This is a genomic window from Flavobacterium sp. ov086, from assembly GCF_900187965.1.
Taxonomy (GTDB): Bacteria; Bacteroidota; Bacteroidia; order Flavobacteriales; family Flavobacteriaceae; genus Flavobacterium.
The window spans coordinates 17,475-31,189 of sequence record NZ_FZNL01000015.1; the positions used below are offsets into that span (position 1 = coordinate 17,475).

Here is a 13,715-nt window from a genome sequence, read left to right on the forward strand (position 1 = left end):
TAAAATGAGAGTTTAAATTGAAAATAGGAGCTGGGATAAAAAAGAAAAAATAAACAAACAACGATATAACCAATTAGTAATTTAAACAATTAACCATGAATTTTAAAGATTTATTTGATAAAGGAGCGAATTGTTCTTTTGCAGTTGTTTTCTTATTGTGCTTGCTAACGTGCAATCGCATGAGCGCACAAAATTTAGCAGTAGAAGGTACTGTTAAAGATGCTGCAGGATTGACTTTGCCGGGTGTAAATATAATTGAAAAAGGAACTAAGAATAGTGCTTCTACCGATTTTGACGGTCATTATAAAATAAAACTAACGAATGCGAAAGCGGTATTAGCTTTTTCATTTATTGGGTTTCAAACCAAAGAGATAGCTGTAGCAGGTAAAAGCAAACTGGATGTTAGTTTAAGCGAAGATTCACATGCATTAAACGAAGTAGTTGTGGTTGGATATGGATCGGTAAAAAAATCAGATTTAACTGGTGCCGTTTCTTCAATTTCAGGAAATGAATTGAAGAAAATACCGGTTTCTAATATTGCCGAAGCCTTAACAGGAAGAATAGCCGGGGTTCAGGTTACATCAAGTGAAGGTTCTCCTGATGCTGATATTAAAATTAGAGTTCGTGGCGGCGGATCGTTAACGCAAGATGCCTCACCTTTAATTATAGTCGATGGTTTTCCAGTGAATAGTATGAGTGATATTGCTGCTTCAAATGTTGAATCGATGACGGTATTAAAAGATGCTTCTTCGACTGCAATCTATGGTTCCAGAGGAGCAAACGGAGTTATTATTATTACAACTAAAACTGGTAAAGATGGAAAAATGGCCGTGAGTTTTAATATGTTTTATGGTATGAAAACAATGGCTAATGATATAGAGGTTCTTCCTGTTGATGATTTTGTAAAGTGGCAATATGAATATGCTTTGCTTAGCCAAACAGATAAAACTATTTTGAGTAATCCAAATTCTTATACAAAGTATTTTGGTAACTGGCAGGATCGCGATTTATATAACGGTGTAAAAGGAACCGATTGGCAAAAACAAATTTATGGCCGTCGTGGTGAAGTAAATAGCCGTGATTTAGGTATTCGCGGGGGAAATGAAAACTTAAGCTACAATTTTAACTATGCTTATTATGATGAAAAAGCAATTATGGTTGGCTCAGATTTCAAGAGAAACAACTTATCATTGGCGTTGAAAAATAAAGCAAGTGACAAAATTGATCTTGCTTTTACAGTTCGTTATTCTGATACAGAAATAAATGGAAGCGGTGCAAATGAGCAAAACGAAGTTTCATCGCTTGATAGCCGTTTGCGTCATAGTGTTGGTTATTCTCCAATTCCAATGCCGGGATTAACGACGGATAATGATGATCAAAGTGTGAACAGTTATTTAGTGAATCCTTTTTTAGCGATATCAGATAATGCACGTCAGCAAACCAAGAAAAATTACAACTTATTAGGAAGCTTTGGATGGAAACTGGCTCAAAATTTAAAATTTCAAAGTGATTTAGGTTTAGATAATTATAATTATTCAGATTATCGTTTTTACGGCTCCTCTACTTATTTTTCAAGTACTGCAAAAGTTGGAGCAGGAAAACCGGCTATGGTAATGAGCGATCGTAAAGATGTACGTTTTAGAAATGCCAATACTTTAAATTATGATTTTAAAAATCTTTTAGGAGTAAACCATCATTTAACCGCTCTTTTGGGAGAAGAAATGATTACGACTACATCAAATATTAACACTACTACAATGTTGAGTTATCCTGATTTCTTTGATTTGGATGATGCAAGGAAGTTGACCACGCAGGGAACACCGTTTTCAGTTGATAATTTTTACAGCCCTGATGATAAGTTACTGTCATTTTTCGGACGTGCAAATTATGATTACAAAGACCGTTATTTATTGACGGCTTCTTTTCGTGCCGATGGTTCAAGCAGGTTTTTGGGCGATAATCGTTGGGGATATTTCCCGGCAGCGGCTGCAGCATGGAAGATTTCTGAAGAAAGTTTCCTGAAAAATACTTCATGGCTTAATCTTCTTAAGCTGAGACTAAGTTATGGTGAAGCGGGTAATAATAATATTCCGGTAGGGCAAACAGTTCAGAGTTATATGTCTACAACTAACTCTTTCATAGATGGTTTTGGTAGTTACTGGGCGCCGTCAAGTGTTTTGGCAAATCCAAATTTAAAATGGGAAACTACTGTGACACAAAATATTGGTCTTGATTTCGGATTTTTTAAAAATCGTTTAAACGGAACTTTCGATGCATATAAAAATGTAACGCATGATTTGTTAATCGAATTTCCGGTAGGAGGAACAGGATATAAAACTCAGTTTAGAAATATGGGTGAAACTCAAAATACCGGTTTTGAGGCAACAGTAAATTTTATCGCATTTGAAAGAAAGAATTTTGGTTTGAATTTTTCTGTGAATGTTGGAATTAATAAAAATAAAATCAACTCGCTTGGCGTAATGGACAATTTTGGTGTAAATACCAATTGGGCATCGACAGATATTGGTAATGATTATGCTGTAAATGCAGGTTCTGCAATGGGATTAATGTACGGTTTTCAAAGTGCAGGACGATATGAAGTTTCAGACTTTGATTATGTTGGCGGAAAATATACTTTAAAAACGGGTGTTGCTGATGCAACAAGTGTTTTAGGAAGTGCCGTACAACCCGGTATGATGAAGTTAAAAAATACCGATGGTTCTGCAGATAACAAAGTTACGACATCAGATCAAACAGTTATTGGTAACGCGAATCCTAAAAGTACAGGAGGTTTAGTTATCAATGCAAATGCTTATGGTTTTGATCTTTCTGCGGCTTTCAACTGGACTATCGGAAATGATATTTATAATGCCAACAAAGCAGAATTTTCTACCGCAAACAGAAACGGACAATATAAGAATTTAAGTACGGAAATGGCTGATGGTAAAAGATGGACAAATTTAGATCCTGCTTCAGGACAATTAGTAACTGATCCTACTGATTTAGCAGCTTTAAATGCCAACACAACAATGTGGTCTCCGTATATGCAAAAATTTATGTTTACGGATTGGGCTGTAGAAGATGGTTCATTCTTTAGATTAAATACTTTGACTTTAGGATATTCTACACCAGAAGCATTAACGTCTAAACTGGGAGTAAGCAAGTTAAGATTCTATTTTACAGCAACTAATGTTTTTATAATTACAAATTATTCCGGTCCGGATCCTGAGGTGTCAACAAAAAGAAAATCACCGCTAACGCCTGGAGTCGATTATTCAGCATATCCGCGTAGCAGACAATTGGTTTTTGGTTTAAACCTTAATTTCTAATTTAAAATTTATCAAAATGAAATATAAAGTAATAATAGCAGGATTAATTATCTCAGGTTTATTGACTTCGTGTCAGGATTTTGGTGAAGATTTTTTTGATACTCCTGCGCAATCAACATTAGGAGATGAAATTATTTTTTCTAATGCTGAACTGGCACAAGGTGCTGTTGATGGAATAAAAGTTTCCTTTGGAGAAGAACAATCCTATAGAGGAAGACTTTTGGCTTATCAGGGATTGAATACAGATACAGAATGGCTTTTGGCATCTTCAATTGAAGGCGCCAAATCAGATTTGGTAACCTATAATGCCAGACCAGATAATACCGAAATGAACTCGCCAAAAAATGCGTGGGCAATGATGTACGAAGGAATCGAACGTGCCAATTTGTGTATTAGAGGTTTACGTACTTATGGCAATGTAAAATCGAATAAACAACTGGGACAATTGTTAGGAGAAGCATTAACATTACGTGCTATTTATTATGCTGATTTGTTAAGAAACTGGGGAGATGTTCCCGTTCGTTTTGTGCCTGTTGTTACCTCAACTATTTATATACCTAAAACAAATCGCGACGAAACTTACAAGCAATTGATCGCAGATTTAGCCGAAGCTTCAACTTTGGTTGGATGGCCAAATGAAACTTCGGCAACAAATAGTACCGAACGTGTAAATAAGGCTTTTGTAAAAAGTTTTAGAGCTCGTCTGGCTATGATGGCAAGCGGATATCAACAATATCCTGATGGAGTGAGAAGAAGTACAGATCCGGAACTTTCAGTAGCAAAGATGTACAAATTGGCATTAGAGGAATGTCGCTCCGTTATTGCCAGCGGTTCTGCACATTTAGAACCTACGTTTGAAGGATTATGGAAAAAATACAATCAGGAAATTGTAACGGCAGGTGGAGAATCTCTTTGGGAAATTCCTTTTGGCGATACACGCGGAAGAATGCTTTTTACCTTAGCAGTTAAACACGATACTTCAGATCAGTTCCAGCAAATGGGAGCGAGTAAAGGTGGTGTTAACGGACCTTTGCCATTTGTTTTCTATGATTACGATCAGGTAGATACTCGCCGAGATGTTACCTGTGTTCCTTATAAATGGGGTACTGCAGTAAGTGGTAAAGCAAAACAGGAACTTACAGATTTACAAACCTGGTATTTCGGAAAATATCGTTTTGAATGGATGAACCGAATTGTTACTGCACCAAATGACGATGGTTTAAATAAAATTTATATGCGTTATGCCGAAGTACTTTTAATTGCTGCAGAAGCGGCAAACGAATTAGAAGGTCCCGGAGCGGCTGCAGGTTATCTTAAAGAAATTCGCCGTAGAGCTTTTGCTCCAGCAGATCAGGCGGTAAAAGTAGATGCTTACGTAGACGGATTAACTGGTAAAGATGCCATGTTTAATGCTATAGTTGAAGAGAATAAATATGAATTTACAGGCGAAATGGAACGCAAATATTCGCTAATCAGATGGAATTTACTAAAAATAAAATTAGACGAAGCTAAAGTTAAAATGACTGATTTGAAAGCACGCTCAGGGAATTATCAGGATGTGCCTTCGACTTTGTATTACAAATATGAAGACGATGGAATTACATTGGATATTTATGGTTTAAACCGAGGCGAAATTCAGGCTCCAACAGGATATACTTCTAAAGCCTGGGATAAATTGGAAGACAATAAAATAACGACTTTATACAAAACCGGAATTGATCCTGATAAAAGACAATTCTGGCCAATCTGGCAAACATTTATAGACAATAGTAATGGTCAATTAGTAAATGACTGGGTAATCGGAAACTAATAAAATCAACAAATAAATTATAGTTATATAATTATGAAAGCAAAATACATATTTAAAGGATTGCTGGCTATGTTTTTATTGATAGTTGCCGGTTGCGAAAGCTACAATGAACCAGTATTGAATGATATTGGAGCCAATAGAACATTTTCTCCAATAGAACTTAAAGCCATCGTTAGAAATCAAACTTCGGTAGAATTAAATTGGACCGTAAAAGACGATGCAGATCATTATGTAGTAGAATTTAGCGCAGACGATACTAAGTTTACAACGATCTATAAAACAGTAAAAGTTTTGCCTACAGAACTTCCGGTAACAATTGCGTTAGAAGGAGAAACAGTTTATTCAATCAGAGTAAAAGGTGTAAGTGCAGCAGGATTAGCAGATTCAAAATGGTCTGTTGTTACAGCAAAAACATTGACAGAGCAAATTTTGTTTGCTGTCGAAGATATCGATGTTGAGGCAAAACAGGTTACTTTAAGATGGACTCCAAATAGCGCTGTAACACAAATCTCAATTGCTCCGGGCGGAATTACACATACAATAACACCAGCAGAAAAATTAGCAGGAGTTGCAGTTGTAACCGGATTAACCGGCGAAACAGATTATACAGCTACTTTGCTTAACGGAACTAAAACAAGAGGACTTAGAACCTTTAAAACCGGAATTGATATAGGAACCGGTATTTTAGTAAAACCTACAGATGATTTAAATGCTGCTATTACCGCAGCTCCTGCAGGTTCAATATTAGTATTGATGCCAGGAGATTATCAGGTATACAAAGATGAAATTGTATTAAATAAAGCAATTACTATAAGAGGATTACGAGCAGGCGATAAACCGTTATTGCATGTAAGGTTTACACTTACTGCCGGCACAGGCAATGTTTCCTTAATTGATTTGAATGTTGAAGGAACAACTATTGGAGATACCAGTTTTATTACCGTTTCTGGTGCCAATAGTACTTATGGAGATATTTTAATTAGCGGTTGTAATATTCATGATTATCTACGCGCCTTAGTGTATGGAAATGCTGCAGCTTCAAAAGTAAATTCATTTACTATAGAAAACAGTACTGTAAAAAATGTAAATACAAATGCACAAGCAGATTTTATAGATTTCAGAAATACTTACGTAGTAAATATAGTAGTCAAAACCAGTACGTTTAATTCTTGTTCAATAGGACGTGATTTTGTTAGGGTTGATGCTGTAGCTTCTCCTAATGGCTTTTCAGGAACGGGATTAACAACAAATGTATTAATTGACAGTTGTACTTTGTATAACGTATCTAATAATGCGACACCAAGAAGAATTTTGTATGTTCGTTTTGCATCCAATAAATCAGCGGTAAAAAATACTTTGATTACATCGACAAGCGCAATATATACGAATCAGGCAAGTACGGATCAGCCTGTATTTAATAAAAATTATTATTATCAGGCGTCAGGTTTTATGGATTCCTCAATTTTAAATAATAAAATAGATGCTTCGGGAACTACTGCAAATCCTCAATTTGCAGATCCTGTAAATGGAGATTTCACAATTGGTAATCAAACATTAAAAGATAATGCAATTGGAGATCCAAATTGGATTAAATAGATTTTTCTACGGTTGGTTTTTATAGAGAGAGGGATGCAGTTTTTGTATCCCTCTCTTGTTTTTTAGTTGGCATGAGATTGGCACGCGGATGACGCGGATTTAAACGGATTTTAATTTTGTTGGAATATTCTTGTACGTTTAGCTTGTCAGACTGAGCGAAGTCGAAGTCCCGCAATGTAAACAATCAACTAGTATAGATTATTGTTTATAGACTTTTGTCTAAGTTTAAAACTTTTACAAAAAATAAAAATCAGCATTAATCTGTTTAAATCGGCGTCATCCGTGTGCCATAAAATTTACTCAATATCCAAATCAAATTTTTCAAGCAAACCAGCAAGTGCAGTATGAGATACTCTGGCTCTTTTTACTTTATTTTCAGAAGGATCAAAAGCGTAATTTCTGGAAGTTCTAAAATCAGTTTTTTCTAGATTCACTTCCACGAAAGTGGCATTTGCAAGATCACAATTTTTGAAAACTGCCAGAGATAAATCAGTATTAGAGAAATCTACATCTTTTAATGAACAATCAATAAAATTAGTTTTCTTTAGTTTTTTGTAAATGAAAGTCGAATAATCAAGAAGACAATCCTGAAAATTCATCGAAAACAAAAAGCTATTACTGGCACTAAAATCAAGTCCCATTAATTTACAACCAATAAATTTGATGTTCTTTAATCCGGTACCTTTTAGAATTGCTAACGAAAGATTACAATTTTTGAACGTGCAGTCTAAAAAGTCAATATAGCTAAAATCACTTTTAGAAAAATTGCAATTGATAAATTCACAATTTACAAATTCGTTATCTGATAATTTCTGATCAGAATAATCAATCGTGTCAAAAGTTTTGTTTTGATGTAATACAGTTTCCATAATACGAGGTTGAGGTTGCAAAGAGGTTTTTTGGGGCAAAAAAGGATTATTCTAATTCGACACAATCAAAAATGTTGTTTTGTAACATTGTTTCAGTTATTTCATTTTCGCTGTCGATTCTTAAAATGTTATCACAATCCTCCAGATCAAAATTCCATATAGTATTATCCGTTAGCAATTCATTAAGAAGCGAAGTTGCTAACTCTAATTTAGATCTTGTATCAACAGAAGTTTTAAAAACATAAATCATAATTTGCTCATTTTTTTACAGGGCAAATTTCTGTAAATGCTTTTTTAGTTACTAGGATTCTATAATCAATAATTAGGACTTATCAATCATTTTTCGGTACTGAGCAGGACTCATTGCTTCGTGTTTTTTAAAGAAACGGCTAAAGTAAGATTGATCCTCATGCCCAACCTGCATTGCTATTTCGCTTACCGAGAGTGTTGTTTGGTACAACAAATACTTCGCTTCAAGCAAAATGGTCTCATCAATCCAAGTAGTTGCAGATTTGCCGGTTGTAGCTTTAACTGATTTATTCAAATGATTTGGCGTAACATTAAGCAATGAAGCATAATAATTTACCTGATGATTTGTTCTGATATTCGGGTAAATAAGTTCCTTGAACTTCGCTGACAGAACCTCAGCAGCAGTTCCTCCCTTGGGAGTTTTGACCGTGTTTCTATTCATTTCACAAAACAAAGTCATTAAATAAGTCTGTATAAGATCCAGATTTATCGTTTCGGCTTCCAGATATTCTGCCTCAAGGCGAATTAGTATGTTACTGATAAAAGCAGCATCTTTTTCGGAAACAATAATTTTAGGATTTCCCGATATTTTTAGAAAATCAAAATCATTGATTATATCACGGTTTCCATACTTTCCGATTAAAACATCAGGATGAAACTGACAAATAAAACCGCTATGTTTACTGTTAATATGCTCAATAGAAAATATCTGACCTGCAGGAACTACAATGATTTCATTTTTATTGGTCTGACATTCTTCAAAGCCCAGTTTTATAATGTTTATCCCCGAAGTAATAAAAATTAAAGTATGGCAATTGTGTTTAGAAGGTGGAACAGGATATTGAAGCTGCATTATCTTCAAACAGAAAAAATGATCTGAATTTGTTTTGAAAAGTTTATTAATTGGATTTTCCAAACCAAGAAATTTTTCACGAAATCCCTTTGTACCATACGTTTTTATTTTTTCGTTTGTTTCCATTTTCTAATAGTACAATCTAAAATCCAATAATTTGCACAACGCATAATGTTTTTGGTACAACTCTTCGACAACTTCCGTAATATCATCATTTTCCTGATACAAGCTAAAAAAAGCTTTGTCGATCGTACTGCTGCTTGCTATTTTATTATAAGATGATCCATAACCTGAGATTGCCCGTGCTCCTGTAATGTCCAGAAAATATTGTGCTTCTTCGTCATTTAAATCCAAAACCTTTAAATTGGCAAAATGTATAATTTTACCTTTCATTTTACCCTCAAATAATTCGGCAATTTCTTCAAGGCTATAATAATAATCATGAAGGCAGATATTGTTGGGTTCGCCAGGCATAACTAAATAAATGATCTCATAATCCTTAAAATTATGATCTTCATAAAGCAGTACATTCAGGCTTTCTTCTAAACCTTCAATTGTATCGCAGGTTTTGTAGATGCTGGTAATGCCTTGATCAATTGCTATCTCTTCTAAGTTTTTTACCACTTGAGTCGCAACTGGAGTATCTATGTCAGGAACACCTTCCAAACAGAAAATAAATTTTTCACTATCCATATCAGCAAACTTTCAGATTAGATATAAATTGAAGTACATTTTTTTAGTTTGACAAAAGTATTTTTTATTGGATAAAAACTATAATCTGAACGATATTTTTAACTCATTTTTGACATTAGTTTAAAATATTGTGATCGCATTTTTGAAAATTGCAATCGTAGTATTAAAAAAGAAACGTTTTTTTTTAACTTAAAAAACATAAAAGTTTAAGAGATTCTTACGAATTTAGCAATAGACAGGTTGGTTCTTTCTTTTCTGAATTTTTTATTTATCTGGCATAATTTTAAGCATGGTTGGTTTTTCCTTAGATTGTGATGTTGCATTTAAATGATTAAACAAATTTCAGGTTTCATTTTATAATATGAAACAGAGTTGAATTGTAAATCGCTTTTTTAGATTTCAATATGACTTAATTTTATACAAGATTTTTTTCGATATTTTATCGGCTCTTGATGGAATTTTAATGAAACGGAGAGTGATTTGTCTTTAAGAAAGAAAATTTAATTCAACAGTTTATTGTTATTCATTTTGTGATTTAGTGGTTTTGAACTCAGTTTGTTTTAAAAAATTATATGCTATGGCTGTTCCTAAAGAGTTATATAATGCAAAATTCCTGGAATATATAGAATCGCTAAAGATTTTATATCTCGTTGATGACAAATTCAAAGTGATTTGTGATGATTATTGCAGGAGTAAAATGAAAACAGAAAAGTATAAGAGAAAATTTGAAAAATATTTCCAGCATAAATTAGAGTTTGAAAATTTGTCTAAAGAATTAGAAGATGAAATATTGATTTATTTGATCCGAAAAGGTTAGGATAATTATTAATTTTTTTACAAATAGTTATAGATGAACCCTTAATTAAACAATGATTAAGAGTTTGTTTTTTTTGATAATGTATTTATTAAATAAAAAAGGATAAAATTAAACAGCGTTTTCTGCAACGTTTGGAACTTCAGGATAAGAATCTTCCAGAGCGGTAATAACATCGTCAGCTGGATAAATTAGTTTTGTTGTGACTTCCATTTTTATATTTTTCCCTTCAATTCCGCTGGCAACTAGTTTGCGATCCCATCCAGAAGTTAACATTCCGTCTTGTTGACCTAAATCTACACAAGTCACATAATCTTTATAACTATACGCTTTTAAAGGTTCAGAGAATAAACTATTAACAGCATTATGACCAGCAAATTTACCCAAAAACATAGAAAACTGACAAGCCATGAGCGAACTGTTTCCTTCATCATCAGTCGGAATATTAGCAACATCGCCCGCAGCAATTACATTGTTGTATTCTTTCAATTGTAGAAATTCATTTACATGCAAGCGTCCTAGTTTGTCTTTTTCTCCTTTAAAAAAGTTACAAAGCGAACTCGCTACTAATCCAATAGTCGAAATAACTGTTTGAGAAGCAATAAAATGACCATCGCTTAATGTGGCTCCATTGTTTTCTACAGCTTTCAGATAAACTCCATTCGCAACTGTTATATCTTTGGCTTTTAAGGTTTCAATTACATAATCCTGTGCTTCAGATGCATAATAATTTCCTACTTTATCAGACTTTTCGATAAGTACGACTTTAAAATCAATTGAATCTTTACCTTGATCAGTCAATATTTTATTGGCTTTTTCTTTGATTACAGTTACCATTTCAAGTCCGGTTAATCCGCTTCCGGCAACTATAAAGGTTGTAGCGCCATTGCCTTCAAAGTTTTTATGTGCCAATTTTGTTAAGTGATCTTCCAGTTTTTGAGCACCATTAAAAGTATCCACATTAAAAGTTTTTTCAATACCCGGAATGTTTATAGCCTTCAAAACACTTCCAGAAGATAAAATCAAATAATCGTAATTCAGAATTCTTGATCCACTTTCGGTTGCAACTGTAACGAGTTTTTGCTCTGGATTGATAATTTCTGCTTTACCAATCATAAGTTTAATGTTCAGTTGTTTGAAATATTTATTCAGTTCAACTCTTAATCCTTCTAGAGAAACCTCGTATAATCTTGGACGAATCGTTAAATATTCATCCATATTTACTAAAGTTACTTCTAACTCGTTTTCTTTTTTCAATTCACGACTTTGACGAATGGCACTCAAAGCGCTCCAAAATCCTGCAAATCCACCTCCAATAATTAATAATTGCTTCTTCATTTTTATAAGATAATTACGATAATATTTTGCTGCAATTTAGAACAAATAATTTATTATTGTAAAATTATTCCTATAATTTTATCTTAAAGCACAATATATAATTTGATATAAAAAGTCTTGGAATATTAGGTGTGCTTTTCCTTATAAATTTTTTAGAGGAAAGTAAAAAACATTAAAATGAAAAATAACTGTCCTGAATTTGCAATCAACTTAAAATAATTCAAGCTGATTATTTGGCTTTTCAGGTTTATTTTTAGGAGATTTAGCATCCCCAAAAACAGTTCTTCCGCCATATTTATGCGAATTGTCGCGTTCTCTTTGAATCAAAGCATCAAAATTAGAGTTGGGCGTAAAACTTTCTTCGGCTTTTCGGGAGATTTCAGATAATTTTCTGATCGCTTCTATTTTGTCTGCATTTCCAATTTTAGCACGATTAATGGCTCTTTGCAAAGTATCAATTGTCTCGTCATAGATTTTTACCGGAACCGGAAATGGATGTCCGTCTTTTCCGCCATGAGCGAAAGAAAAACGCGCAGGATCTTCAAATCGGGTAGGAGTGCCATAAATGATTTCGCTAACCAATGCTAATGATTGCAAGGCTCTTGGTCCCATTCCTTTTAAAAGTAATAGTTCTTCAAAATCTTCAGGTTTATTTTCATGAGTTGTCCAAAGCATTGCGCCAAGTCGTTTCATGTTAACATCTTCCATTCTCACATCATGATGTGCAGGCATAGAAAGATATTGCATTTCCTTCATGATTTTTGTTGGAGATTCTTTAGATAATTCTAAAATACCTTCTCTGGATTTTGTGGCTGCCTCAGCGGTAAGATTTAATATAGTACCCTGGTTTTCGCCATAAATAAAAGTATGAGGCTCATTTATAAAAGATTTTAAATCTTGCGAATGCCAATGATATCTTCTTGCGGTTTTAGAATCGGGATTCATTCCTTGCTGAATAACCGCCCATTGTCCTTTGTTATCAACGATAAAATTATGCTGATACAATTGAAATCCATCCTGAATGGCTGTGTTATCAACTTTGGCGGTAAGTCTGCTGCAATTTGCAAGATTGTTCCCGTCAAGACCGGTTTTTTCGCCCACAAACAAAAGTTCTTGTGGTGTTAACAACGAATTTTTGCCTTTCCCTCCACAAATATAAATTCCCAATTCTTTAGAATGTGGATTTACAGATTTTTTTAATGCTCCAAGTACCGAAGTTGTGATTCCCGACGAATGCCAGTCCATTCCCATAACGGCGCCAAAACTTTGAAACCAAAAAGGATTGCTTAGTTTGCTTATAACTTCTGAAGTTGAAAATTCCATTGCAATCGTTTCTACAATTGCAAAACCAAGTTTAGACATTCGGTCAGCAAGCCATAAAGGAACATGTCCGTAATGTAAAGGTAGATCTGCTGTGCCGGAACGTTTCATTTAAAGGAATTTGTATTTATACAAAAATAAACAAAATACTTCTAAAAGCTTATTTGTAAAATGAAGATCTACAGGTTGTTGAGGTTAATGTCTGGAATTGTATTCATCGGCAATATCGGTCCAATCATTTTCCCAGGTTTTGTTAAAATAAATTTCTGCTTTTTCCCAATCTTCCTCATCCCATTCGTCTCTTTCATCGGTCAATTCCAATTTTTCAGAAATAATGGCATCAATTAAAAAGGTAAGAAACTCTTCAAAATCATCAGCTATGACGGAAATTGGTTCGGGATCTCCGGCAGGTAAATATAAAATCTGACCATTCTTTCCTTCAATTTCAGGGTCATAATCTATGCATAAAAGATTTCCTGAGCCATCATGACCAAACGGGATTCTTTTTACAGAATATAATTCATTCTTGATTTTATTTTTTTGATAGACAGAGTCGGGTTCTCGTTCTCCTTCTGCCATTTTAAAAAAATCCCATTGAACTTTTACTTCTTTGATTGTTAAAAATTCAAATCCTGCCATTACGCCAAGACTTTTCTTTTCGCCATTGTATGTCTTTAATAAATCTATATAGGAAGCTGGCAAAATTTGATTTATATATTTTTCTAAATCAGAAATGTCTTTTTCATTTGCTCCATCATTCATAAATGAATCAAAAATATCTAGTTTTGATCTGAAAGTTTCAAATAGTTTGTTGACCAATATAGTATTCATTAACGACTTGATT

At 33.8% G+C, this 13,715-nt stretch carries 11 protein-coding genes; 4 read left to right on the forward strand and 7 right to left on the reverse strand.

The features are described from left to right. Positions 1-95: 95 nt before the first annotated feature. From CHB81_RS16075 to CHB81_RS16085, 3 genes are read left to right on the forward strand one after another with little or no spacing between them, the layout of a single operon-like run. On the forward strand, positions 96-3,329 hold the full coding sequence (locus tag CHB81_RS16075; RefSeq protein WP_089352880.1) for a TonB-dependent receptor: 3,234 nt from the start codon (positions 96-98) through the stop codon (positions 3,327-3,329). 16 nt (positions 3,330-3,345) lie between these two features. Continuing rightward, positions 3,346-5,139 (forward strand): RagB/SusD family nutrient uptake outer membrane protein, encoded by a 1,794-nt coding sequence (locus tag CHB81_RS16080; RefSeq protein ID WP_089352881.1) that lies wholly within the window; start codon positions 3,346-3,348, stop codon positions 5,137-5,139. 33 nt (positions 5,140-5,172) lie between these two features. Continuing rightward, positions 5,173-6,735 carry a DUF5123 domain-containing protein gene (locus tag CHB81_RS16085; RefSeq protein ID WP_089352882.1) on the forward strand — a complete coding sequence of 521 codons (1,563 nt, stop codon included), beginning with the start codon at positions 5,173-5,175 and terminating at the stop codon, positions 6,733-6,735. Between the two features lie 296 nt (positions 6,736-7,031). On the opposite strand, the gene CHB81_RS16090 is transcribed toward CHB81_RS16085, so the two are convergent. From CHB81_RS16090 to CHB81_RS16105, 4 genes are all read right to left on the reverse strand, one after another. Further along, positions 7,032-7,604 carry a pentapeptide repeat-containing protein gene (locus CHB81_RS16090; protein ID WP_089352883.1) on the reverse strand — a complete coding sequence of 191 codons (573 nt, stop codon included), beginning with the start codon at positions 7,602-7,604 and terminating at the stop codon, positions 7,032-7,034. A gap of 46 nt (positions 7,605-7,650) precedes the next feature. Then, entirely contained in the window at positions 7,651-7,854 is a 204-nt protein-coding gene (locus tag CHB81_RS16095; protein WP_089352884.1) for a hypothetical protein, read from the reverse strand. 72 nt (positions 7,855-7,926) lie between these two features. Continuing rightward, positions 7,927-8,832, reverse strand: coding sequence for an AraC family transcriptional regulator (locus tag CHB81_RS16100; protein WP_089352885.1), 906 nt, complete (start codon positions 8,830-8,832; stop codon positions 7,927-7,929). Positions 8,833-8,835: 3 nt separating this feature from the next. Continuing rightward, positions 8,836-9,399, reverse strand: coding sequence for a DUF6642 family protein (locus CHB81_RS16105; RefSeq protein WP_089352886.1), 564 nt, complete (start codon positions 9,397-9,399; stop codon positions 8,836-8,838). Positions 9,400-9,976: 577 nt separating this feature from the next. Between CHB81_RS16105 and CHB81_RS16110 the strand changes: the two genes are divergently transcribed. After that, positions 9,977-10,216 carry a hypothetical protein gene (locus CHB81_RS16110; protein ID WP_089352887.1) on the forward strand — a complete coding sequence of 80 codons (240 nt, stop codon included), beginning with the start codon at positions 9,977-9,979 and terminating at the stop codon, positions 10,214-10,216. Positions 10,217-10,324: 108 nt separating this feature from the next. Here the strand turns inward: CHB81_RS16110 and CHB81_RS16115 are convergent, their stop codons facing one another. The 3 genes from CHB81_RS16115 to CHB81_RS16125 form a co-directional block, all read right to left on the reverse strand. After that, positions 10,325-11,551 carry an NAD(P)/FAD-dependent oxidoreductase gene (locus CHB81_RS16115; RefSeq protein ID WP_089352888.1) on the reverse strand — a complete coding sequence of 409 codons (1,227 nt, stop codon included), beginning with the start codon at positions 11,549-11,551 and terminating at the stop codon, positions 10,325-10,327. Between the two features lie 210 nt (positions 11,552-11,761). Beyond that, positions 11,762-12,982 carry a DUF763 domain-containing protein gene (locus CHB81_RS16120; RefSeq protein ID WP_089352889.1) on the reverse strand — a complete coding sequence of 407 codons (1,221 nt, stop codon included), beginning with the start codon at positions 12,980-12,982 and terminating at the stop codon, positions 11,762-11,764. Between the two features lie 84 nt (positions 12,983-13,066). Continuing rightward, the gene (locus tag CHB81_RS16125; RefSeq protein WP_089352890.1) at positions 13,067-13,702 is read right to left on the reverse strand and encodes an SMI1/KNR4 family protein; all 636 of its coding nucleotides are present in this window, start codon (positions 13,700-13,702) and stop codon (positions 13,067-13,069) included. Between the last annotated feature and the right edge of the window lie 13 nt (positions 13,703-13,715).